Raw genomic sequence first — 22646 nt, forward strand, 5'->3', positions numbered from 1 at the left:
ATGTCTGAACCCAGTGATCCCGGGGCGCCCCCCCGGTTCGATCCCCGCGCCTTCTTCGCGCTCCGCTTTCCCAACCATGGCAGTCGCCTGGGCGTGGCGCACCGCGACCATGGGGCGGACTGGTCCGAACTGGAACTGCCCTGGCGCGCCGACCTGGTCGGGCAGGAGGAGACGGGCGTGCTCGCCTCGGGTCCGATCCTCGCGCTGATGGACATGGCGAGCAGCGTCGCGGTGTGGCTGAAGGTCGGCAAGTTCCTGCCGCACGCGACGCTCGACCTGCGGATCGACTATCTCCGGCCCGCGCGCACCGGGCAGACGGTGATCGGGCGGTGCGAATGCTACCGGCTGACGCGCTCGATCGCGTTCGTGCGCGGCCAGGCGCATGACGGCGATCCGGCAGATCCGCTGGCGCATGTCGCGGGGACCTTCATGGCGGCGGAGGGCTACTGGTGAACCTGCCTCCTTATGCCGAGCTGCTCGGGCTCGCGGTGGAACCGGGCGCGGAAGCCCCCGTGTTGGTAATGCCGTTTTCCGGCGACGTCGTTGGACGACCGGGGTTCCTGCACGGCGGCGCGATCGGCGGATTGCTCGAGATGGCGGCGGTTGGCGCGCTGCTCCAGGCGCTGGAGGCGGAAGGCGGGGCCAAGGTGAAACCGGTCAACGTCACCGTCGATTACATGCGCGGCGGGCGCGAGAAGGAGACGCGGGCCAGGGGTACGGTGACGCGGCTGGGAAACCGCGTGGCGAATGTCAGCGCGGTCGCCTGGCAGGACGAGGAAGACCGGCCGATCGCGGCGGCGCGGATGAACTTCCTGATCGTGCGGTAACGGTTCCCCTCCCGCTTGCGGGAGGGGAGCGAAGGCTTGGAAGGCTGACTATTTCTTCGGGCTGATCCGCATCAGCCAGCCGCCATCGCCCTTGGCGCCGTCCTGCAGCAGCCAAAGCGAGCCGTCCGGCGCCTGCGCCACGTCGCGGATGCGCATGTCGAGGTTCCACTGGTCGGCCTTGCGGGCATTGGTGCCGTCGAGCGCAATGCGAATCAGCGCCTGGCCCGACATTGCACCCATCAGCAGCGAACCCTTCCACTGCGGGAATTCGCTGCCGGTGTAGTAGATCAGCCCCGAGGGCGAGATCGACGGCACCCAGTAGAGCTTGGGCAGTTCATACCCATCGCCGGCCTTGGGCTTGGGGATCGGCTTGTTGTTGTAATTCTCGCCGAACGAGACGTTGGGCCAGCCATAGTTGCGGCCCCTGAGGATCAGGTTGAGCTCGTCGCCGCCCTGCGGGCCCATCTCGTGCTCCCACAGATTGCCGGATGCGTCGAAGACGAGGCCGTACGGGTTGCGATGGCCGCTGCTCCAGATCGAGGCCGGTGCCGGGTTGGGCCCGTCGAAGGCGAAGGGGCGGCCCTTGGCCGTCTTCGCCGCTTCGGTATCCTCGGGCGGATCGATGACCTGCACGGTGGTGGCGCCGACCTTGCCCGCATCCGGATTGTCCGACGCCGGCTTGCCGTCGAGCGTCAGGTGCAGGATCTTGCCGATCGCCTGGTTGGGGTCCTGCGCGGGGGTGAAGCGCTGGCGCTCGCCCGAGGAGAGGAACAGCGACTTGCCGTCCGGCGCGAACGCGATCACCGCGCCGAACTGGCCGCCGTCGCCGTCCGCGCCGGAGCGGAACAGCACCTCCACATTGTCGAGTCGCGGCGCCATCGCCTTGCCGCGGGTGAGCTTGGCACGGGCAAGCGCCAGCGCGCTGCCGTTGGCGCGCGGCTCCGAATAGGTGAAGTAGATCGTGTTGCTGCTGGCGAAGTCCGGCGCCGGGGCCACGTCGAGCAGGCCGCCCTGGCCACCGGCCGCGACCTTGGGCACGCCGTTCACCGCCTGCGCCTTCTGGCCGACTTCCCAATATTGCAGCTGCCCCGCCTTTTCGGTGACGAGCGCGGCGCCGTCGGGCAGGAAGGCCAGCGCGAACGGCGCATCGAAATCGGCGACGCGGACGGCCGTGAACGGCACGCCGGCGGGGAGCGGGGCGGGGGTGCCGCTCGGCACCGGCAGCGGCGTCGGGGTGCCCGCGGTGCCCGCCGGCTGCTGGGCATTGGACCCCGGCGACGAGCATGCGGCGGCGAACAAGATCGGGATCAGCAACAACGAGCGGGGCATGGAAATCCTCTCCGGCGATGGTTCGGCCACGAACGCAGCCGGTTTTGCAACAGGTTGCAACGTCTTTCCTTCGCGAAAAGATGCAAGGGCCCCGAGCGCCCTATTGCTCCTGACCCCGGTATTGCGTATATCGCGCTCTGCTTTTCTCGGACATCGTCAAACATGATCGAGGTCGGGGCCGCCAGGCTCCGGCGCCGAAGCTGCTTGATACCTACTGGAGATGTGCGTGGCGAATCTCGCCGAACTGGCCAAGATGATCGAAACCGAAGCGCAGGCGCTGGGCTTTGCCCTGGTGCGCGTGAAGCTGTTCGGTGGCCAGAGCGATCCGACGCTGCAGATCATGGCCGAGCGCCCCGATACGCGCCAGCTGACGATCGACGATTGCGCCGATCTGTCGCGCCGCATCTCGGACCTGCTGGATCGTCTCGAGGCCGAGGGCCGCGATCCGATCGACCATGCCTATCGGCTGGAAGTCAGCTCGCCCGGCATCGACCGGCCGCTCACCCGGCTGCAGGATTTCGAGGACTGGAAGGGCCACGAAGCCCGCATCACGCTCGCCGAGAAGCTGGATGGGCGCAAGCAGTTCAAGGGCGATCTCGCCGGCATCGATGCGGCCGGAGGCACCATTACGATCGTGACGCAGGACGAGGCGCACCATGTGCTGCCGTTCGCGGCGATCGAGGATGCCAAGCTGACGATGACCGATCGGCTGATCGCCGCCACCGCGCCGCTCTCCGCCGAGGGCGCCGACAAGATTATCGAAGTAGAAGGATAAGCCCGAATGGCCACCGCCATTTCCGCCAACAAGGCCGAGCTGCTCGCGATCGCCGATTCGGTCGCGAAGGAAAAGCTGATCGACAAGGCCATCGTCATCGAGGCGATGGAAGACGCGATCCAGCGCGCCGCGAAGAACCGCTACGGCGTCGAGAACGACATTCGCGCGAAGCTCGATCCGGTCTCGGGCGATCTCCGCCTGTGGCGCGTCGTCGAGGTGGTGGAAGCCGTGGACGACTATTTCAAGCAGGTCGACCTGAAGGGCGCGCAGAAGCTTCAGAAGGGCGCAAAGGTCGGCGACTTCATCGTCGATCCGCTGCCCCCGATCGAATTCGGCCGCATCCAGGCGCAGGCCTCGAAGCAGATCATCTTCCAGAAGGTCCGCGACGCCGAGCGCGAGCGCCAGTATGACGAGTTCAAGGACCGGGTGAACGAGATCATCACCGGCGTGGTGAAGCGGGTCGAGTTCGGCCACATCGTCGTCGACCTGGGCCGCGCCGAAGGCGTGATCCGCCGCGACCAGCAGATCCCGCGCGAAGTGGTGCGTGTCGGCGATCGCGTCCGCTCGGTGGTGCTCAACGTGCGCCGCGAGAATCGCGGGCCGCAGATCTTCCTGAGCCGGGCGCACCCCGAGTTCATGAAGAAGCTGTTCGCGCAGGAAGTGCCCGAAATCTACGACGGAATCATCGAGATCAAGGCCGCCGCCCGCGATCCGGGCAGCCGCGCCAAGATCGGCGTGATCAGCCATGACGGCTCGATCGATCCGGTCGGCGCCTGCGTCGGCATGAAGGGCAGCCGCGTGCAGGCCGTCGTACAGGAAATGCAGGGCGAGAAGATCGACATCATCCCCTGGTCGCCGGACACCGCGACCTTCGTCGTCAACGCGCTGCAGCCGGCGAACGTCAGCCGCGTCGTCATCGACGAGGAAGAGGATCGCATCGAAGTCGTCGTCCCCGACGACCAGCTGAGCCTGGCGATCGGCCGTCGCGGCCAGAATGTGCGCCTCGCCAGCCAGCTGACCGGCAAGGCGATCGACATCCTCACCGAGGCGGATGCGAGCGAGAAGCGCCAGAAGGAATTCGTCGAGCGTTCGGAGATGTTCCAGAACGAGCTCGACGTCGACGAGACGCTGGCCCAGCTGCTGGTCGCCGAAGGCTTCGGCGCGCTGGAAGAAGTCGCCTATGTCGAGATCGAGGAGCTCGCGACCATCGAGGGCTTCGACGAGGATCTCGCGCAGGAACTCCAGAACCGCGCCCAGGAAGCGCTGGAGCGCCGCGAGGAAGCCAATCGCGAGGAGCGTCGTGCGCTCGGCGTCGAGGACGACCTGACCACCATGCCGTATCTGACCGAAGCGATGCTGGTCACGCTCGGCAAGGCGGGCATCAAGACGCTCGACGATCTCGCCGACCTGGCGACCGACGAGCTGGTCGAGAAGAAGCGCGCCGAGCCGCGTCGCCGCGGCGACGACACCCCGCGCAAGGAGCCCAAGGGCGGCATCCTGGCGGAGTATGGCCTCAGCGACGAACAGGGCAACGAGATCATCATGGCGGCCCGCGCCCATTGGTTCGCCGATGAAGAACCTGCGGAAGCAGGCGAGGAGGACGCAATTGCGGACTCCGAACAATGATACGCGCCGACTGACATTGGCAGTGGTCGTCCCCCCTCTCGGTAACGGGAGGGGCCGATGACCGACGCGGTTCGCACCTGCATCCTGTCGCGCGAGGAATCGCCGCGGGAAGGGCTGATCCGACTCGTGCTGTCGCCCGAGGGCGAGGTGCTGCCCGACATCCGTGCCAAGGCCCCTGGTCGCGGCGCCTGGATCTCCGTCGACAAGGCGGGGCTCACGGCGTCGCGCGACAAGGGCAGGCTGAAGGGCGCCCTGTCGCGCAGCTTCCGCACCGGCGAGCTGCGCATCCCCGAAGATCTGGAGGACCGGATCGCCGCGCAGCTGCAGCGCGCCGTGCTCGACCGGCTGGGGCTGGAGGCCAAGGCGGGATATGTGGTGATCGGTGCCGAGCGGATCGAAAAGGCCGCGCGCAACGGCCGACTCCATCTGTTGCTCCACGCCTCCGACGCCCGCGACGACGGCAGCCGCAAGCTGGCCCAGGCGTGGCGGGTTGGCTCGGATCGGGAAGGTTCTGCCCTCAAGGGCTTAACATTGCCGGTCCCACGCACCATATTGTCCTTGGCGTTAGGCCGCGAAAATGTGGTACACGCCGGACTCATCGACGCCCGGGCGGCGCAACGGACGAGCGAAGCGCTCGATCGCTGGCTGCACTTTATCGGACCCGAACCTGATCCCGTGTCTTGCGATTCCGAATCGCAAGGCGCATCGGCTTTGCCGTCCGCCGTGCCATTGACGACGAACATTATCGAGGAACTTGAGTAGCCGCATGAGCGACACCGAAAACGACAAGCCGAAACTGGGCATGCGCGCACCGCTGGGTCTGAAGCGCACGGTGGAAACCGGCAAGGTGAAGCAGAGCTTCAGCCATGGCCGTTCCAACACCGTGGTCGTGGAGGTCAAGCGTCGCCGTGTCCTCGGCCCGCAGGGTGCGCCGATCGACGAGTCGACGCCGGCCCCTGCCGCTGCGCCCGAGACGCCGGCTGCTCAGGCTCCCCGCCCCGCTGCGCCGCAGCAGGCGCAGCGCCCCGCCGCTGCCCAGCCGCCGCGCAAGCCGATGGACAATCTGTCGCCGCAGGAGCGCCAGGCCAAGCTGCTCCGCGAGGCCGAGGAACAGCGCATGCAGGCGCTGGAGGAAGCGCGTCGTCGCGACGAGCGCCTCCGTGCCGAGGCACAGGAAGAAGAGCGTCGCCGCGCCGAAGAGCGTGCGCGCGCCCAGGCCGAGGCGGCTGCCGCCCCGGCGGAAGCCGCTGCGCCTGCCCCTGCGCCCGCGCCGGAACCGAAGCCCGAAGTGGTAGCGGAGGCTCCGGCCCCGGCACCCGTCGTGGCGCCGGAGCCCACCCCTGCGCCCGCTCCGGCGGCACCGCAGGCCGCAGCCCCGCAGCCGGCAGCGCCCAAGCCTGCCCAGCCGCAGGCCGCAGCGCCCAAGCCGGCAGCACCCGCGCAGCCGCCGCGTCGCCCGATCCCGCAGGGTCCGATCACGCTGCAGCTCGATGCGTCGCTGCCCGCGCCGCGCCGCTTCACCCCGGTCGTGCGTCCGGAAATCCCCAAGCCGCAGCCAAAGCCGGAGCCGCAGCAGGCAGCCCCTGCCGCGACCCAGCAGACGCAACAGGCGCCGCAGCAGAACCAGAACCAGCAGCGTCCCGCCGCTGGTGCCGGTGCCGCGCGTCCGGCCCCGTCGGGTCCCGGCGCCGCGCCGCGCCGCCCGGGTGCCGATCCGGCCAAGCCGTCGCGCGACCGCAAGGGCGACGATCGCCGCCAGTCGGGCAAGCTCACCGTCACGCGCGCCCTGGGCGGCGACGATGGTGCGCGCGCCCGCAGCCTTGCGGCGCTGAAGCGCGCCCGTGAGAAGGAGCATCGCCGCTCCTATGGCGGCCCGCGCGAGCCCCAGGTCAAGCAGGTCCGCGACGTGGTGGTGCCCGACGCCATCACCGTGCAGGAACTCGCCAACCGCATGGCCGAAAAGGGCGCGGACCTGGTGAAGGCCCTGTTCAAGATGGGCATGATGGTCACGGTCAACCAGTCGATCGACCAGGACACCGCCGAACTGCTGGTCACCGATTTCGGCCATAACGTGCAGCGCGTCAGCGACAGCGACGTCGATCTCCAGATCGATACCGAGCTGGATCCCGAGGACAAGCTGCAGCCGCGTCCGCCGGTCGTCACGATCATGGGCCATGTCGATCACGGCAAGACCTCGCTGCTCGACGCGCTGCGCGGCACCGATGTGGTGCGCGGCGAAGCCGGCGGCATCACCCAGCATATCGGCGCCTATCAGGTTACCCTGAAGGACAAGTCGAAGATCACCTTCCTCGACACGCCGGGCCACGAAGCGTTCAGCGACATGCGCGCGCGCGGTGCCAATGTCACCGACATCGTCGTGCTGGTGGTGGCTGCGAACGACGGGCTGATGCCGCAGACGATCGAGGCGATCAATCACACCAAGGCGGCCGGCGTGCCGATGATCGTGGCGATCAACAAGATCGACCTCGACAGCGCCAACCCGCAGCGCGTGCGCGAGCGCCTGCTCGAGCATGAGGTGATCGTCGAGGAGATGGGCGGCGACGTCCAGAACGTCGAAGTCTCGGCGCTGAAGAAGATCGGCCTCGACGCGCTGATCGAGAAGATCCAGCTCCAGGCTGAACTGCTCGAACTGCGCGCCAACCCCGATCGCGAGGCCGAGGGCACCGTGATCGAGGCGAAGCTCGACAAGGGCCGCGGCCCGGTCGCGACCATCCTCGTCAACCGCGGCACGCTGCGCGTGGGCGACGTGTTCGTCGTCGGCGCCGAAAGCGGCAAGGTTCGTGCGATGATCGACGACAAGGGTCGTCAGATCAAGGAAGCCGGTCCGGCGATGCCGGTCGAGGTGCTCGGCATCTCGGGCGTGCCGTCGGCCGGTGATCCGATGCAGGTGGTCGAGAACGAGGCACGTGCCCGCGAAGTGGCCGAATATCGCCAGGGCGTGCTGCTCCAGAAGCGCACGACGCAGGCGCCGGCGAGCCTGGAGAGCATGTTCTCCGCGCTCAAGGACAAGCAGGCGATCGAATATCCGGTGGTGGTCAAGGCCGACACGCAAGGGTCGACCGAGGCGATCGTGGGTGCGCTCAGCAAGCTGGGCAACGACGACATCCGCGTGCGCATCCTGCACTCGGGCGTCGGCGGCATCACCGAGAGCGACGTTTCGCTGGCAGCCGCCAGCGGCGCACCGATCATCGGCTTCAACGTCCGTGCCAATGCCAAGGCCCGCGAGATCGCCGAGCGGAACAAGGTGGCGCTCAAATACTATGACGTCATCTATGATCTGACCGACGAGATCCGCGCCGGCATGGCGGGCGAGCTGGGTCCGGAAGCCTTCGAAACGGTCGTCGGCCGCGCCGAGATCAAGGAAGTCTTCTCGGCGGGCAAGCACGGCAAGGCGGCCGGTCTGCTGGTCGTCGACGGCTTCATCCGCAAGGCGCTCAAGGCGCGCATCACGCGCAACGACGTCATCATCTACCAGGGCGAGATCGCCTCGCTGCGTCGCTTCAAGGACGATGTCGCCGAAGTGCGCGCCGGTCTCGAGTGCGGCGTGACGTTCACGCAGAACTTCGTGGACATCAAGGCAGGCGACTATCTCGAAACCTACGAAGTCGAGCTGCGCGAACGTACGCTGTAAAGGGGGCAGGGCTGCCGATGGACACCTTTTGTTCCTCGGCAGCTCCGCCTGTGATACGCTTCCTTTCCGGCTGCACCTGCGGCCGGAAAGGAGGTGGTTCATGTGCCAATAGAAACAGTTGCAGGTCTAGTTCTGGGTTTCGCGACGTTCATCGTCGCGTTGCTCGGATTGGTGGCGAAGCTCATTGAGCTAAGCCGCAAGTAACCCAGTGCGGGCTCTCGGTGCTGGAACGCCGGGAGCCCAAAATACTTTGAGCCCGGGCGCTGGAACACCCGGGCTCAGGAGGTGACGTTGTACCAACGGTCACAGTTGCAGTGCTCCTTAGATAGCGAAAACCGGTCAGAATCACAAGATGCGCCAGAACGACACCGATGAAACCCGCTCCGTCCGCGTGCTGCGCGTGGGCGAACAGGTGCGCCATATCCTCAGCGAAATCCTCCAGCGCGGCGACGTGCACGACGAGGTGCTGGCGAAGCACATGGTCTCGGTGACCGAGGTGCGCATGTCCCCCGATCTGCGCCACGCGACGGTGTTCGTGAAGCCGCTGCTCGGCAAGGACGAGGACGCGGTGCTCAAGGCGCTGCGCACCAACACCGCCTTCCTCCAGCGCGAGGTCGCGACCCGCGTGAAGATGAAGTACGCCGCCAAGCTGAAGTTCCTGGCGGACGAGAGCTTCGACGAGGGCAGCCATATCGACCAGCTCCTCCGCGCGCCCAACGTCGCACGCGACCTCGGCGAGAGCGAGCAGGACTGATCCGCCCGCCGCATGCGCGGCGGACTGGACATCGGCGCCACTTCTGGTGTGATGCGGCGATGGCCAAGCTCTATTTCTACTACGCCTCGATGAATGCGGGCAAATCGACCACGCTGCTGCAGGCCGATTTCAACTATCGCGAGCGCGGCATGCGCACGCTGCTGTTCACCGCCGGCGTGCACGATCGCGGCGGGCACGGCGTGATCGACTCGCGCCTCGGCATCCATGCCGATGCCATTCCCTTCGAGGCCGGCACCGACCTCCGCACCATCGTCCGGGACGCGCATTTCGCCGCCCCTCTCGCCTGCGTGCTGGTCGACGAGGCGCAGTTCCTGTCGGCGGCGCAGGTCCACCAATTGGCGGCGGTGTGCGACGAGGACGAGATTCCGGTGCTCTGCTACGGGTTGCGCACCGATTTCCGGGGCGTGCTGTTCGAGGGCGCGGCGGCCCTGCTCGCCCTCGCCGACTCGCTGGTCGAGATCAAATCGGTCTGCGAATGCGGCCGCAAGGCGACGATGAACCTGCGCGTCGATGCCGAGGGACGCGCGGTACGCGAGGGCGAGCAGCGCGAGATCGGTGGCAACGACCGCTATGTCGCGCTCTGTCGCCGCCATTTCGTCGAGCGGCGCGGCGCGATCGGCTGACATACGGAAAAGGGCGCCGTGGGTTTCCCCGCGACGCCCTCCCGCTATGAAATGCGCGGGGGCTGCCCCCCGCGCTCCCATCAGAAGTGGAACCGGATCTCGCCGCCGATGATGCGCGGCTCGTTGATCATGCCGGTCAGGTTGTTGAAGTCGATCGCGCTCTGGGCGCGGATCTGGTTGAGGATGTTGCGGGCGAACGCCGCGACCTCATAGCCCTGCGGCGCGCGATAGCCGATGCGCAGACCGCCCTCGAGCAGCGAGCGCCCGCGGAACTCCTTGGCCTCGTAGAGGAAGTAGTTGATCTCGCTGCGGTATGCCCAGTCGGTATAGGCATAGACCTCGCCGCCATTCGCCAGCGGCACGCCGTAGCGCGCGGTGGCGTTGAGCACGAAGCGCGGCGCCTGGGGCAGGCGGTTGCCGTCGATCAGCGCCACGGTGGTGCCGTTCACGACGCGGGTGGGATCCGTCACGGTGCAGAGCGAACCGCACACCGCCACCGCGAGCCCGGGATCGCGGATCTGGGTGAAGTTGTAGCTGCCGCTGGCGGTCAGATCGAGGCCACGCACCGGGCGATAGCTGAACTCCGCCTCGACGCCATAGCCGTTGACGTGATCGGCCGAGAGCAGCCGCGTCGAGTTGCTCGCGCCGCCCACCGCGGTCAGCTGCAGATCGTCGGTACGGAACCAGTAGCCGGTCAGCGCATAGTTCAGCCCCTGTGCCGGCAGCGAACCCTTCACGCCGGCCTCGGCCGACTTGGTGAACTGCTTGCCCGCGGTGGTCGGCACCGAACCGAAGGTCACGCGGTTCTGGATCGCCGGGCCCAAATAGCCGGTGGCGAAGCGTGCATAGACGTTGACGTCGGGGGTCAGCGCATAGGTGGCGCTGGCATCCCAGGTCACCGCTTCGCCCTTCACCTTGGTCTGCACCGGCAGGGTGAGGCCGGTGGTCAGCGGGCCGAAGCCGGTGATGACGTCGTTCTTGCGGTCATGCGAATAGCGGATGCCCGCGCGCAGGGTCAGCGCGTCGGTCGCCTTGTATTCGCCCGAGGCGAACACGCCGTAATTCTCGTTGATGTTCACATGGCCGATATTCTGGTTCTGCGCGCCGCCGCCCAGCGGATAGCCATATTCGCTATAGTCCAGATTCTGGTCGAAATAGTAGAGACCCGCCTGGCCGCGGAACGCACCGAACTGGTCGGTGGCGAAGCGCAGTTCCTGGCTGAACTCCTTGGGGCTGGTGATGCCGCCGGTGTTCGACGGGAACAGCGCGTTGTTCAGGCCCAGCGCCGGGAAGGTGTAGGTGTCGCCGCCGTCGACGTCACCGGTGCTCTGCACCTTGGCGCGCTCGTAGGCGGTGATCGAGTAGAGCGTGCCGATCCCGTCGAAATGATAGTCGAGCTGCAGGTTGCTGCCCCACTGCTCCAGCCACTGGCTGGTATAGCCGTCGAGCTTGACGCGCTTGGGGTCGAAGCCTGCCGAGAAGTTGTTGGAGCCCTGCTGGAAGAGGCCGGCGCGGAACACGCGGGGCGTGCCTTCGAGGTCGCGGCCATGGACGTTGAGCAGCGCGTTGAAGTCGCCGTTCGTATAGGCCAGCTGCACGCGGCCGGCGCGATCGGTATAGCCTTCCAGCTTGCGGTTCGCGACGCTCTGGGCGCTGGTGCTGTCGTTCACCACCCAGTTGTCGCGGTGCTGCACCAAGCCGGAAACGCGCAGGCTGAAGCCGCCCCCGAGCGGCGCGTTGAGCGCGAGATCGGCATTGACCGTGTTGTAGGTCGCCCAGCTGACGCTGCCGCGTGCCTCATACTGGTCGGTCGGGCGCTGCGACTCGAGCTTCACCACGCCGGCCGGCGTGTTGCGGCCGAACAGCGTGCCCTGCGGCCCACGCAGTACCTCGACGCGCGCCAGATCGAACGCCGGGAACGACTTGAGCATCGGGTTTTCGAGCGCGACATTGTCGTAGACCACCGACACAGGCTGCGCGGCGTTGGGATCGAAATCGGTGTTGCCGAGACCGCGGATGTAGAAGCGCGGGAAGGTGCGGCCGAACGAGCTTTCGATCTGCAGGCTGGGCGTGCGCGCCGAGAGGAAGCGGATATCGAGGCCCGAAGAATTGAGCACGTCGAGCTTCTCGCCGCCGATCGCGGTGACGGCAACGGGGACGTCCTTGGCGGCTTCGGTGCGGCGCTGCGCGGTGACGACGATCTCGCCGCTATCCTGCGGCGCGGTCTCGTCGGGCTGGGCGCCCTGGACGGCGGGCGTATCGCTATGGGCGGCCGCGGCGAGCGCCGAGGGCGTGGTGAGCGCGGCGCTGCCGAGCAGCAGGACGCGGAGAAGAGCGGAAGTGGTCATGGTGGATCGAGTCCCCGGCAGTGATGGGGCATCCTCTCCGTCACGACGTCACGATCTTTTCTTGTCGATGTCGCCGATTTTTCGCGGGCCTGTAGCGAAAACGTCACCTCCATCAAGCGGTGCAATCGTTGGTCGGCACGGTTTGCTTCCACCTGTTGCAATTATGTCGTGGTTTGCGTGCGGGGCGCCGCCCACCTATGGCGCGGCGATGCACGGCTGGATCCTTCTCGACAAACCTTTGGGCCTCGGCTCCACCCAGGGCGTGAGCGCCGTGAAGCGGGCGCTCCGCGAGGGCGGCTATGCCAAGGTGAAGGTGGGCCATGGCGGCACGCTCGATCCGCTGGCGACCGGCGTGCTGCCGATCGCGCTGGGCGAGGCGACCAAGCTGGCGGGCCGCATGCTCGACAGCGACAAGGTGTATGACTTCACCATCCGCTTCGGCGTGGAGACGGACACGCTGGATGCCGAGGGGAAGGTGATTGCGACGTCCGAGGTATTTGTCGACGGCGCGGACGTCGAGGATGTTCTCGGGCAGTTTCTAGGCCAGATCGACCAACTGCCGCCCGCCTATTCCGCACTGAAGGTCAATGGCGAGCGGGCCTATGACCTCGCACGATCGGGTCAGGAAGTTACGTTGGCGACTCGTCGGATCACGATCCACGATCTGCAGTATCTATCTTGGCAGAACGAGGACGGTACACAGTCCGCTACCCTGCGCGCCCATGTCTCCAAGGGCACCTATATCCGCAGCCTTGCCCGCGACATCGCCCATGCCCTTGGCACCGTCGGCCACGTAACCTATCTCCGCCGGATCAAGGCGGGGCCCTTCACGCTGGACCAGGCGATTTCGCTGGACTCTTTGGCCGATGCCGCTAAGGAGCGGCGCCTTGAAGACATTTGCCTGCCGCTGAGGGCGGGGCTGGACGACATCCCGGCTCTACCCCTCACCCCCGATCAGGCAGGGCTGCTCCGCCAGGGGCGGGTCTTGGTCGGGATTGCCGAAGACGATGGCCTCTATTTCGCGCTGCTCGGGGAAACCCCCGTCGCGCTGGTAGAGGCGGAAGCCGGAAGCATCCGGGTCGTCCGCGGCTTCAACCTGTAGCCTTAGATGTCGAAGGAAACGCCATGTCGATCACGCAGGAGCGCAAGGAAGCGCTCGTCAAGGAACACGCCCGCAACGAGGGTGACACCGGCAGCCCCGAAGTGCAGGTCGCGATCCTCTCGGAGCGCATCGCCAACCTCACCGAGCACTTCAAGACCCACGCGAAGGACAACCACTCGCGCCGCGGTCTGCTGATGCTGGTCAACAAGCGCCGCAGCCTGCTGGACTATCTGAAGAAGAAGGACCAGGCGCGCTACGCAGATCTCATCGCGAAGCTCGGTCTTCGCAAGTAACGACGGAAAGGCGACCTTCGGGTCGCCTTTTTGTCATTCCGGTGCGATAGTGCACCGGCGGTCCCCGGCGGAAGGCCGGGTACGAACGGGGGATCCGGCAATACGGTCGGTCCCACGAGCCACATACGGCTCACGCATAGGCCCCCCGCGTGATTGGCACCGGGGAGTGAAGGAAACGACATGTTCGACAAGAAGACTGTATCGATCGAGTGGGGCGGCAAGACGCTGACTCTCGAAACGGGCAAGGTTGCCCGCCAGGCCGACGGCGCGGTGATCGCGACCCTCGGCGAGACCGTGGTGCTGTGCGCGGTCACCGCCGCCAAGAGCGTGAAGGAAGGCCAGGACTTCTTCCCGCTGACCGTCCACTACCAGGAAAAGTTTTCCGCCGCCGGTCGTATCCCGGGTGGCTTCTTCAAGCGCGAGCGCGGCGCCACCGAGAAGGAGACGCTGGTCTCCCGCCTCATCGACCGCCCGATCCGCCCGCTGTTCCCGGAAGGCTTCTACAACGAGATCAACGCCATCGCTCAGGTGCTGAGCTATGACGGCGAGAACGAGCCCGACATCCTCTCGATGATCGCCGCGTCCGCAGCGCTGACGCTCTCGGGCGTGCCGTTCATGGGCCCGATCGGCGCGGCGCGCGTCGGCTACATCAACGGCGAGTATATCCTCAACCCGACCGACGCGCAGGTTGCCGAGGGCGAGCTCGATCTCGTCGTCGCCGCCACCTATGACGCGGTGATGATGGTCGAATCCGAAGCCAAGGAGCTTTCGGAAGAGGTCATGCTCGGCGCCGTGCTGTTCGCGCACGACGCCTGCCGCGAAGTCGTCAAGGCGATCGTCAAGCTCGCCGAGCAGGCCGCCAAGGATCCGTGGGAAATCGCGTCGCAGGACGACAATGCGAAGCTCAAGGACAAGATCAAGAAGCTGATCGGCAAGGACATCGCCGCCGCCTACAAGCTGACCGACAAGTCGGCCCGCTCGAACGCGCTCAACGAGGCGCGTGCCAAGGCGAAGGCCCAGTTCACCGAGGACGGCCTGAGCCCGCAGGAAGTCATGGCCGGCATCAAGCTGACCAAGAAGCTGGAAGCCGAGATCGTCCGCACCGCCATCCTCAAGGACGGCAAGCGCATCGACGGCCGCACCACCACGCAGATCCGCCCGATCGAGGCGGAGACGCACTTCCTGCCGCGTGCGCACGGCTCGGCGCTGTTCACCCGCGGCGAGACCCAGACCATCGCCACCTGCACCCTCGGCACCAAGGACGCCGAGCAGATGATCGATGGCCTGAACGGCCTCAGCTACCAGAGCTTCATGCTGCACTATAACTTCCCGCCCTATTCGGTCGGCGAAGTGGGCCGCTTCGGCGCGCCGGGCCGTCGCGAAGTCGGCCATGGCAAGCTGGCATGGCGCGCGCTGCACCCGGTGCTGCCGTCGAAGGAAGACTTCCCCTACACGATCCGCCTGACCAGCGACATCACCGAGTCGAACGGCTCGTCGTCGATGGCGTCGGTGTGCGGCGGCAGCCTCGCGATGATGGACGCCGGCGTGCCGATCAAGCGTCCGGTCTCGGGCATCGCCATGGGCCTGATCCTCGAGGGCAAGGACTATGCGATCCTGTCCGACATCCTGGGTGACGAGGATCACCTGGGCGACATGGACTTCAAGGTCGCCGGCACGGCGCAAGGCATCACCACGATGCAGATGGACATCAAGATCGCCGGCATCACCAAGGAGATCTTCGAGGCGGCGCTCAACCAGGCCAAGGCCGGTCGCGCGCACATCCTGGGCGAGATGAACAAGGCGCTGGGCGAAGTCCGCTCGGAGCTGTCGGCGCACGCGCCGCGCATCGAGACCTTCACGATCGACAAGTCGAAGATCCGCGAAGTGATCGGCACCGGCGGCAAGGTGATCCGCGAGATCGTCGCCACCACCGGCGCCAAGGTCGACATCGACGACGAGGGCGTGATCAAGGTCAGCTCGTCGGATCCGGCGCAGATCGAAGCCGCGATCAAGTGGATCAAGGGCCTCGTCGAGGAAGCCGAAGTCGGCAAGATCTACACCGGCAAGGTCGTCAACCTCGTCGATTTCGGTGCGTTCGTGAACTTCATGGGCGGCAAGGACGGTCTCGTCCACGTGTCCGAGATCAAGAACGAGCGCGTCGAGAAGGTCTCGGACGTCCTGAGCGAAGGCCAGGAAGTCAAGGTCAAGGTCCTCGAGATCGATCCGCGCGGCAAGGTCCGCCTGTCGATGCGCGTCGTCGACCAGGAAACCGGTGCCGAGCTGGAAGACTCGCGTCCGGCCCGCGAACCGCGCGAGCCGCGCGGCGATCGCGGTGACCGTGGTGACCGCGGCGACCGTGGCGGCGACCGCCGTCGCGAAGGCGGCCGTGGTGGCGAGCGCGGCGAGCGTGGCCCCCGCCGCGACCGCGGCGACAAGCCGCGCAGCGGTGGTCGCGAAGGCGGTAAGGACGAAGGCGGCGAAGATATCGGCCTGCCCGCGTTCCTGACCGGCGATCGCGACTGATCAACGGCCAACCGACTGACGACAAAGAGGGGTCCGGCGCTGCCGGGCCCCTTTTTTTTCCGGCATGTTTCCCGTGTTTCCTTTCACCGCAAATCCCGCTACGTACCTTTACGGGGGGAAAAGGAAGCGGAGCTTCACGACGAGCTTTGGAGTAGGGCGGGACGATGATGGCCACGACGACGATCGCAGAACTGCGGCACGATCACGAGATGATCGACATCCTCGCTCGGCGCCTCTCCGGCCTTCTCGAAAGCGACGCCGCCCCAGGCGAGCTCTCTACCGCGCTCGGTCACCTGCTCAACTGCGTCGCTGATCATCTCGCGCGCGAAGACACCACCATCTACGAGCTCGCCTTGTCGGCCAAGCCCGGCCTGTCCCGCGCCAAGGTGGACCAGGTGCGCGAGGAGTTCGAGCGGCTCAAGGCCAACTGGCAGGACTATCTGCTGTTCTGGTCCCCCGACCAGATCGCCGCCGACCGCGCCGGCTTCGTCGAGGCGAGCCGCGCGATGCTCCCCCGCCTGCGCAACCGGGTGAAGCTGGAGGAAGGCCTGCTGGTCGCCGCCGCGCTGCAGGGCGAGCCGCTGATCCCGACCACGCACTGATCCCATGGATCGCCAGCGCGCCTACAATGCGCTGATGCACGAGGTTTGTGTCGAGCGGGGCTGGTGCGGAGGCATTGTTGATGACCAGCCTTCTCACGTCGATGATTTCCTCCCGGAAGCGGGTCCCGTGACCGCTGAACAGTTCGTCGAATGGCTGTTTCAGGCTGAGGGCGTGGATGCATCGTCCGATCCGGCCACCTGGGGAAAGCACAAGGACGGGCTGCGCGCGGCGTTCGTCCGCCATATGGGCGGGGATCTGGTCGATGCCTCGGTGCTCAAATGGGATGTCGGCTGACGTCCAGAAGCCGCCCGTCCGTCGCTGCCCTGGCTGTTGCCGGCGGCTCATTGGCCGCATCGCAGCCTGCGGGCGGGGTCAGTGACGGGTCCATCGATCAACGAGCCGACGGATGAGGACAAACGAGCCGAAGGATAAGCCGAGCGCTATCATCCCAGCGAGGATAAAAGGCCATTGGTTTGAGCGACATGGCTCCTGGGCGCCCTTACATCCGCCAGTAACGAACGCCACGACCCCGACCACCGGCAGCATTAGAAACAAGCAGATCGCTGCTGCAATTGCGCCAGCTACGCCGCCAGTTGTCCCGCCGCTTCGGAAAGCAATCATTCATCCTCGCAACTTGACGTAAGGTTCGTCAGCTAGCCACAAATTTCGTAATACTGGTAGTTGGCCGCTGCCGGCGCATAGCGCGCACACTTTTCATCTACTCCGCCGCCAGCAGGCTGGTCGCCCCACCCAGATCCACCGACACCAGCCGGCTGACCCCGCGTTCGACCATCGTCACGCCGAACAGCCGGTGCATCCGCGCCATCGTCGCCGCATTGTGGGTGACGATCAGGTAGCGCGTCGCGGTTTCGCGGGTCATCGCCTCCAGCAGATCACAGAACCGATCCACATTGGCGTCATCGAGCGGCGCGTCGACTTCGTCCAGCACGCAGATCGGCGAGGGCTTGGTGAGGAACAGCGCGAAGATCAGCGCCACCGCGGTCAGCGCCTGCTCGCCGCCCGAGAGCAGGGTGAGCGATTGCAGCTTCTTGCCCGGCGGCTGGGCCATGATCTCCAGCCCCGCTTCCAGCGGATCGTCCGAATCGATCAGCGCGAGATGCGCCTGGCCGCCGTTGAACAGCGTGGTGAACAGCCGGCGGAAATGCTGGTCGACCGCCTCGAACGCGGCGAGCAGCCGTTGCCGCCCCTCGCGGTTGAGCGTACCGATCGAACCGCGCAGCCGGTGCACCGCCTGGAGCAGTTCGTCGCGTTCCTTCGCGTTGGTGCCGAAGGCGGCCTCCAGCTCGGCCAGTTCGGTTTCGGCGACGAGGTTCACCGGGCCGAGCCGCTCTCGATCGGTGCTCAGCTTCTCGTGCGCGGCCGATTCCTCCTGCGGGCTGCGCACCGTCTCGGCATCGAAGCCGAGGCGCACGGGCAACAACGGCGGCGGGCATTCGAAGCGCTCGCCCGAGACGCGGCCCATCTCCACCCGCCGGAGATCCTGGTTTTCCGCGCGGGCTGCCGCGCCGGCGCGGCGCTCGCGGGCCTCGGAGAGCGACTCGGCGGCCTTGCGGGCGACCGCCTCGACGGTGCGCAGCATCGCCTCCGCCTCGCGCTCGGCAGCCTGGGCGGCGGCGGAGTCGCGCTTCATCGCCTCGTTGGTGGTCTCTGCGTCCGCAAGCTGCGCGGCGATCTGGGCAGGGCGGGCGGCGATCGCCTCGCGCTCCTGCGCAAGCGTGGCGGCGCGCTCGTCCATCTCGGCCGAGCGCCGGGTGGCGTCGGCGGCACGGGCGGACCAACTTTTCGCTTCGGCCCCCGCAGCGGCGAGCCGTTCGCGGGCCTGGGCAAGCTCGCGATCGAGCGACGCGCGGTCGGCGCGGACGCTCGCCACCGCGGCGCGGGCCTCATCCGCGGCGCGGGATAGTGCGGCCACCTTCGCGCGGGTCTCGGCGCCGTCCGGGAGTGCCGCCTTGGCCGCCTCGGCGCGGGCGAAGTCGGCGCCGGCTTCTTCGGCCTCGGCGGCGATGCGGGCGCGGCGGGTGTCGAGATCGGCACGCTGCGCCTCCAGACGCTCGATCTGGGCGGCGGCACGATCCTCGGCGCGGGTTGCCTCGCGCGCGGCGAGATCGGCCTGGTCCAGCCGCTTGCGATTCTCGGCGGCGCTGCGACGCGCCTCGGCGATGGTCGCCTCGATCCGGCTGAGCTCGGCCGCGGCGGCTTCGAGCGCGGCCTGTGCCGCCGGGCGGGCGCGTTCCAGCGCCGCAAGTCGGTTGACCCGCTCCAACCGTTCCGCCGCCGCCGCGCCGCCCGAGCGGGCACGATAACCGTCCCAGCGGCGCAGCACGCCCTGCAGCGTCACCAGCCGCTGACCCACGGCAAGGCTCTGGCCCGAATCGGTCTCGCAGACCAGCACCTGCGCGAGACGGCGCGCGAGTTCGGGCGGCGCCGTGACATGCTCGGCGAGCGACGCCATGCCGGCGGGCGCGGCGGGATCGGAGGCAAGCGTTTCCGCACCGCTCCAATGGCGTTCGGCGGCGACATCCAGCCCGGCGTCGAGATCGTCGCCCAAGGCCGCGGCGAGCGCCCGTTCGTAGCCGGCGGCGACGGTCAGCCGATCGAGCAGCCGGTCCTTGCCCGAGGGCCTGGTTGCCTTGGCGAGCGCGCTCGCCTCGCTGTCGATCTGGGCCAGCTCGGCATGGGCCGTCGCGCGTGCCGCCTGGGCACCGTTGCGCGCCTCGATCGCGGCGCGTTCCTCGGCATCGGCGCGGGCAAGCGCGTCACGCGCGGTCTCCGCCTGACGGTGTGCGTCGGCGCGGGTTTCGGCGGCGCGGGCACGTTCGGCGTGAAGCGGTGCCGCGTCGCCCAGCGCGCGGGCTTCCGCCGCGATCCGGGCCTGGTCGCGCTGGCTGCGCTCGACGCGCGCCCGGGCGGCGGCCAGCGCGGCGTCGGCGACGCGGACCTCGGCCGATTCGCTGGCCTGCTGGGCAAGGGCCTGGGAGAGCGCCACTTCAGCATCGCGCGCGACGCGCTCCGCCTCGGCAAGCGCTGCCTCCAGCTTCGGTATCCGCGCACCGGTTTCGCGGACTCGAGCCTCCAGCCCCGCCTGTTCGGCGGTCAGCCGCTCGATCGCCTGCGCGGCATCGCGGGCCAGCGCCGCCTCGCGGGCGCGATCAGACTCCAACCGCCGACCTGCCTCAGCGAGTTCGGCGATCCGCCGCTCGACCCCGTGGCGCGCATTCCGGAGCGTTTGTAGCCGGTGCTGGGCGTCGCTGGCCGCGTCGCGCAGCCGCAGCGACTCGGCGCGGAGCGTGCCAACCGCTTCCGCCGCCGCCAGTTGCGCCGCTTCCGCCTCGGCCTGTGCGGCGCTGCGCTCCGCGACCAGCGACTCGGCCTCGGTCGCTTCCTTGCGCGCGATATCCGCCGCCGCCGCGGCATCGCGCCAGCGCGCGAAGATCATCCGCCCCTCGGCGACACGGATACGGTCGGAGAGCTCGCGGTAGCGCTCGGCCTGCCGTGCCTGGCGCTTGAGTGCGGCGGCGCGCTGCTCCTGCTCGCCGATCAGTTCGTCGAGGCGCGTGAGGTTGGTCTCCGTCGCGCGGAGCTTCTGCTCGGCGTCGCGGCGGCGGACATGGAGGCCGGCGATCCCTGCCGCCTCCTCCAGCATCGCGCGGCGCTCGCCCGGCTTGGCAGCGATGATCGCGCCGATCCGCCCCTGGCTGACGAGCGCGGGCGAGTGCGCGCCGGTTGCCGCGTCCGCGAAGGCGAGCGCCACGTCCTTGGCACGCACGTCGCGGCCGTTGATGCGATAGGCGGATCCGGCGCCGCGCTCGATGCGGCGGATGATCTCCAGCTCGTCCTGCTGCTCGGGCAGGTCGGCCACCACCGCCACCTCGGCGAAGTCGCGCTGCGGGCGGGTGGCGGTGCCGGCGAAGATCACGTCTTCCATGCCGGCGCCGCGCAGCGACTTGGCGCTGGTCTCGCCCATCACCCAGCGCAGTGCCTCGAGCAGGTTGGACTTGCCGCAGCCATTGGGGCCGACGATGCCCGTCAGCCCCGGTTCGATCCGCAGATCGGCCGGGTCGACGAAGCTCTTGAAGCCCGTCAGCCGCAGCCGTTTTATCTGCACGGGATGTCGATCAGCGTGCGCCGGCCTTCTGGAGCAGCGGCTCCAGGCCGGCCCAGTCGTTCACGTCGGTCTTCTGGCCGTTGATGAAGAAGGTCGGCGTCGAGTTCACGCCGTACACATTGGCGCCGTCGGCATTGACCTTGGCGATCGTCTCGATCTGCTTCTGGTCGGCCAGACACGCCTTGGCCTGCGCCTCGGGCAGACCGCGCTGCTTCATGAAATCGACCATACCCAGCGCCTGGGCGAAGCCGGCGGCTGCCTGGGGCGGCGGCATCTGCTGGATCTGGTCGAGCACCTGCGGGTTGGTCTGCTGGAGCGCCATGATCTTCTTCTCGAATTCTTCCTGGCCGGCATAGATCTGGTCCAGCGTCGGGAAGAAGGCGTCGGCCGGCACGCACTGGTTGAGCAGCGCGAGCGCGAGATCGGGCGCGCCGTGGATCAGGAAGTCACGATATTCATAGCTGACCTTGCCGGTCGCGATGTACTTTTCGCGCAAGGGGCCGACGCCGGTGGTGCCGAACTGCGCGCAGAACGGGCACATGCGCGAGCCATATTCGACCAGCTTGATCGGCGCGTCCGGATTGCCCTGGCGGAAGCCGTTGTCCTTGGTCTTCTCGACCACATCGGCCCATTGCTTGCCGGCCGGCGCCGCCGCGCCCGCGACCGGGGCCGAGGCCTGGACGGCGGCGCTGCCGTTACCGCTGCCGCCGGCGGCCTTGTCGCCGCCGTTGCAGGCGGCCAGCGCCAGGATGGGAAGAAGCGCGAGGGCGAAACGCATGGGAGTCTCCGGTTGCGAAAGGGTCAGGCGCCGGCGGCGCGCAGTTCGGATTCGAGATAGGGCCAGCTGATGGCGCTGACCCGGCGGCCGTTGACGAAGAAGCTGGGCGTGCCGTTCACGCCATGCAGCTTGGCACCATCGGCATAGGTCTTCGCGATGCGGGCGATCGCCTTGGGATCGGCGAGGCACTGGCGCGCCTTTGCCTCGGGCAGGCCCTGCGTCTTCAGGAAGGCGATCATGCCCAGCGCATCGGCGAAGTTGGTCGCAACCTTGGCCGGCGGCAGCTTCTGCCACGCCTTCAGCTTGGCCTCCTGCTTGCCGAGCGCGATCAGCCGTTCCTCGAACTTGGGCTGATTGGCGTAGATCGCATCCAGCACCGGGAAGAAGCGGGCCGTGCCGACGCACTGGTTCAGCAGGGCCAGCGACAGGTCGGGCGCACCGTGCACCAGATAGTCGCGATATTCGTAGCTGACCTTGCCGGTGGCGATATACTGGTCGCGCAGCGGCTTCATGCCGGTCTCGGCGAACTGGTAGCAGGTCGGGCAGGTGCGCGAGCCATATTCGATCAGCTTGATCGGCGCGTTCGGATTGCCCTGACGATAGCCGCCTTCAGGGGTCGCCACGACGGTGGTCAGCCAGTTGGGCTGGGGGGCCGGGGCGGCGCCCAGCGCGAAGATCGGCACCAGTGCCAGCATCAGGGTGAAACGTCGCTGCATCATTCTCAATCGATCCGGCCGAACATCGCGGTTTCATCCTTTGCCGCGACCCCTGCGGCAAGCGATTCGAGCACCGCGCGCAGCTCGGGATCGGCGATGCCGCGCAGGCTCTGCCCCATCGCTTCGGAAAGCGGCTTGAGGCTGGGCGGCGGGGCCGGCTTGGCCTTGGGCGCACGCAGGTCGCCGTGGCGGATCGCCAGCTTGGCAACGGCGGGGTAGCCGAAGAAGCGGTTGACCCGCTCGATGATCTCCGGCGCGATGTGCTGCATCATCGGCGCGAAGGCGCCCGAGACGGTGAGCGCCAGCACCCCGTCCTCGCGCTTGCCGCGGGGGAAGCGAATCGATTCGGGCGCGGATACGCGGGCATAGCGCTCGCCGACGATCTCCGCCCAGCGGCTGACCACCGAATGCTGGACGAAGCCGAACTTGCGGAACGCGGCGCCGCCCACGTCCGGCAGCAGCTCGGACACGGCGCGCACGCGGTTCGAGCGTTGCGGCACGGGGCGCGGCTGGCGGGTCGTCGTGCGGGGGGGCTTCGTCATTGTGGCTC

General features: G+C 67.7%; 19 protein-coding genes. 13 read left to right on the top strand and 6 right to left on the bottom strand.

Translation table 11 applies throughout. From position 1 onward, the window contains the following. Both KK7_RS0111580 and KK7_RS0111585 read left to right on the top strand, forming a co-directional pair. The gene (locus tag KK7_RS0111580) at positions 1–453 is read left to right on the top strand and encodes a PaaI family thioesterase (protein ID WP_010544814.1); all 453 of its coding nucleotides are present in this window, start codon (positions 1–3) and stop codon (positions 451–453) included. Beyond that, the gene (locus tag KK7_RS0111585; RefSeq protein WP_010544815.1) at positions 450–827 is read left to right on the top strand and encodes a PaaI family thioesterase; all 378 of its coding nucleotides are present in this window, start codon (positions 450–452) and stop codon (positions 825–827) included. Before KK7_RS0111580 ends, KK7_RS0111585 begins: the two co-directional genes overlap by 4 nt. A 48-nt stretch (positions 828–875) precedes the next feature. On the opposite strand, the gene KK7_RS0111590 is transcribed toward KK7_RS0111585, so the two are convergent. Continuing rightward, positions 876–2156, bottom strand: coding sequence for a PQQ-dependent sugar dehydrogenase (locus tag KK7_RS0111590; protein ID WP_010544816.1), 1281 nt, complete (start codon positions 2154–2156; stop codon positions 876–878). Between the two features lie 220 nt (positions 2157–2376). Between KK7_RS0111590 and rimP the strand changes: the two genes are divergently transcribed. The 6 genes from rimP (at position 2377) to KK7_RS0111620 (ending at position 9607) form a co-directional block, all read left to right on the top strand. After that, on the top strand, positions 2377–2931 hold the full coding sequence (gene rimP / locus KK7_RS0111595; protein WP_040598440.1) for a ribosome maturation protein RimP: 555 nt from the start codon (positions 2377–2379) through the stop codon (positions 2929–2931). Positions 2932–2937: 6 nt separating this feature from the next. Further along, a complete protein-coding gene (nusA, locus tag KK7_RS0111600; protein WP_010544818.1) occupies positions 2938–4557 on the top strand; it encodes a transcription termination factor NusA in 1620 nt (539 codons plus the stop codon). Positions 4558–4614: 57 nt separating this feature from the next. Then, the gene (locus tag KK7_RS0111605) at positions 4615–5319 is read left to right on the top strand and encodes a DUF448 domain-containing protein (RefSeq protein ID WP_010544819.1); all 705 of its coding nucleotides are present in this window, start codon (positions 4615–4617) and stop codon (positions 5317–5319) included. A 4-nt stretch (positions 5320–5323) separates the two neighbouring features. Beyond that, positions 5324–8209 carry a translation initiation factor IF-2 gene (gene infB / locus KK7_RS0111610; RefSeq protein WP_010544820.1) on the top strand — a complete coding sequence of 962 codons (2886 nt, stop codon included), beginning with the start codon at positions 5324–5326 and terminating at the stop codon, positions 8207–8209. Between the two features lie 352 nt (positions 8210–8561). Beyond that, entirely contained in the window at positions 8562–8963 is a 402-nt protein-coding gene (gene rbfA / locus KK7_RS0111615; RefSeq protein ID WP_010544821.1) for a 30S ribosome-binding factor RbfA, read from the top strand. A 59-nt stretch (positions 8964–9022) separates the two neighbouring features. Then, positions 9023–9607, top strand: coding sequence for a thymidine kinase (locus KK7_RS0111620; protein ID WP_010544822.1), 585 nt, complete (start codon positions 9023–9025; stop codon positions 9605–9607). 80 nt (positions 9608–9687) lie between these two features. On the opposite strand, the gene KK7_RS0111625 is transcribed toward KK7_RS0111620, so the two are convergent. Beyond that, positions 9688–11955: a TonB-dependent receptor gene (locus KK7_RS0111625; RefSeq protein WP_010544823.1), complete on the bottom strand. Its 2268-nt coding sequence runs from the start codon at positions 11953–11955 to the stop codon at positions 9688–9690. A gap of 208 nt (positions 11956–12163) precedes the next feature. Between KK7_RS0111625 and truB the strand changes: the two genes are divergently transcribed. The 5 genes from truB to KK7_RS0111650 all read left to right on the top strand — a co-directional run bounded on the left by truB (position 12164) and on the right by KK7_RS0111650 (position 16770). Beyond that, positions 12164–13057 carry a tRNA pseudouridine(55) synthase TruB gene (gene truB / locus KK7_RS0111630; protein WP_029623203.1) on the top strand — a complete coding sequence of 298 codons (894 nt, stop codon included), beginning with the start codon at positions 12164–12166 and terminating at the stop codon, positions 13055–13057. 23 nt (positions 13058–13080) lie between these two features. After that, complete coding sequence (rpsO, locus tag KK7_RS0111635; RefSeq protein WP_010544825.1) at positions 13081–13350, top strand: 30S ribosomal protein S15; 270 nt, start codon at positions 13081–13083, stop codon at positions 13348–13350. Between the two features lie 180 nt (positions 13351–13530). Further along, complete coding sequence (gene pnp, locus KK7_RS0111640) at positions 13531–15873, top strand: polyribonucleotide nucleotidyltransferase (protein WP_010544826.1); 2343 nt, start codon at positions 13531–13533, stop codon at positions 15871–15873. A gap of 164 nt (positions 15874–16037) precedes the next feature. Beyond that, the gene (locus KK7_RS0111645; protein ID WP_010544827.1) at positions 16038–16475 is read left to right on the top strand and encodes a hemerythrin domain-containing protein; all 438 of its coding nucleotides are present in this window, start codon (positions 16038–16040) and stop codon (positions 16473–16475) included. 4 nt (positions 16476–16479) lie between these two features. Beyond that, positions 16480–16770, top strand: a complete 291-nt coding sequence (locus tag KK7_RS0111650) for a hypothetical protein (protein ID WP_029623204.1) — start codon at positions 16480–16482, stop codon at positions 16768–16770. Between the two features lie 424 nt (positions 16771–17194). On the opposite strand, the gene smc is transcribed toward KK7_RS0111650, so the two are convergent. Genes smc through KK7_RS0111670 form a run of 4 tightly spaced genes read right to left on the bottom strand, consistent with a single transcriptional unit; the run spans position 17195 to position 22638 of the window. Continuing rightward, on the bottom strand, positions 17195–20602 hold the full coding sequence (gene smc / locus KK7_RS0111655) for a chromosome segregation protein SMC (RefSeq protein WP_010544828.1): 3408 nt from the start codon (positions 20600–20602) through the stop codon (positions 17195–17197). Positions 20603–20612: 10 nt separating this feature from the next. Continuing rightward, positions 20613–21380: a thioredoxin domain-containing protein gene (locus tag KK7_RS0111660; RefSeq protein WP_010544829.1), complete on the bottom strand. Its 768-nt coding sequence runs from the start codon at positions 21378–21380 to the stop codon at positions 20613–20615. A gap of 23 nt (positions 21381–21403) precedes the next feature. Next, the gene (locus KK7_RS0111665; protein ID WP_010544830.1) at positions 21404–22099 is read right to left on the bottom strand and encodes a DsbA family protein; all 696 of its coding nucleotides are present in this window, start codon (positions 22097–22099) and stop codon (positions 21404–21406) included. A gap of 2 nt (positions 22100–22101) precedes the next feature. Further along, complete coding sequence (locus KK7_RS0111670; protein ID WP_010544831.1) at positions 22102–22638, bottom strand: DUF721 domain-containing protein; 537 nt, start codon at positions 22636–22638, stop codon at positions 22102–22104. Positions 22639–22646: the final 8 nt, after the last annotated feature.

Origin of the sequence: Sphingomonas elodea ATCC 31461 (genome assembly GCF_000226955.1) — a bacterium.
GTDB classification, from domain to species: Bacteria; Pseudomonadota; Alphaproteobacteria; order Sphingomonadales; family Sphingomonadaceae; genus Sphingomonas; species Sphingomonas elodea.